This is a genomic window from Vibrio sp. S234-5 (genome assembly GCF_000960595.1).
Taxonomy (GTDB): Bacteria; Pseudomonadota; Gammaproteobacteria; order Enterobacterales; family Vibrionaceae; genus Vibrio.
Genome location: NZ_JZAM01000268.1, coordinates 1 through 874, shown reverse-complemented (window position 1 = coordinate 874; position 874 = coordinate 1). Strand labels below are relative to the sequence as shown.

Sequence of the window (874 nt, the reverse complement as noted above, 5' to 3'; positions counted from 1 at the left end):
GTAGAGGGTGTGAACAACCGAATAAAGACGCTGAACAAAGTCGCCTATGGGTATCGTGATTGGGAATTTTTTGAGTTAAAAATCAAAGCCAGTCATGAGGCGAAGTATCGATTTTCCGGATGAACCGAAATGACTCATAGATTTGAAAAACAGACTTCGAATTTTGGCAATTCAAGCCCAAAAACTTGTGGTCAAACTTCTGATTGAGCCAACCGCCCTAACCTCGCGCTTGCCCGAATATTGATTGAGGCAATTCTCTGAATTTCCAGCGCCAAAGAACAAGTGTCCGAAAAACAGCGCCCACTGAAGCCAACTTGCCGACAAACACAAAACCAACACACCGAGGGAGCAAAGAAAAGATGCAACCAACTGATTTTTGGTGATTAAGCATAACGCCCGCTTAAGGGGCAGCCAACGCTACTACTAACTTTCCGCATGACACCGTAACCACAAAAACCAACGCATAGTAAAAATGCCGCGCGTTGGCTGTCCCTCTTGAAGCGTTTGTTAGCTATTTTTTCCCAGTTACTGATTTGAATGATTCAAAAATGAATGTCGCCAATCCACCTGCAACATTTGAATTTGCATAATCCTTCAAAGGCTCACAAAAATTTGATTTGAATTTATCAATAGCCTCTTCTGGAGAAGAAGCATAAATCGTATCACCTTCCACCTCTAACCCCGAGCTCAAGAGTTCTTCCTTTTCAAAAAGATAAGTTTCTGAACTCATATCCAGATAAGTAAATGGTATCCGCCCCATGAACCCACGGGGCGATATTGTTAGTGTTTGAAGTTCCAAGGCAGGAGTGCATCGATATCAGGTTCCGCTTTCGCTAACTCCTGCATGCACTTGACCATGTAGTCGTAAAGGATA

3 protein-coding genes are annotated in these 874 nt (G+C 43.1%); 1 reads left to right on the top strand and 2 read right to left on the bottom strand.

Translation table 11 applies throughout. The features are described from left to right. The coding region (locus UF06_RS24790; protein ID WP_045569239.1) for a transposase at nt 1-123 on the top strand (123 nt) is incomplete at its 5' end. 260 nt (nt 124-383) lie between these two features. On the opposite strand, the gene UF06_RS26330 is transcribed toward UF06_RS24790, so the two are convergent. After that, complete coding sequence (locus UF06_RS26330) at nt 384-542, bottom strand: DUF3265 domain-containing protein (protein WP_242402028.1); 159 nt, start codon at nt 540-542, stop codon at nt 384-386. Beyond that, nucleotides 512-730: a hypothetical protein gene (locus UF06_RS16720; protein ID WP_226972608.1), complete on the bottom strand. Its 219-nt coding sequence runs from the start codon at nt 728-730 to the stop codon at nt 512-514. Before UF06_RS16720 ends, UF06_RS26330 begins: the two co-directional genes overlap by 31 nt. Nucleotides 731-874 lie beyond the last annotated feature (144 nt).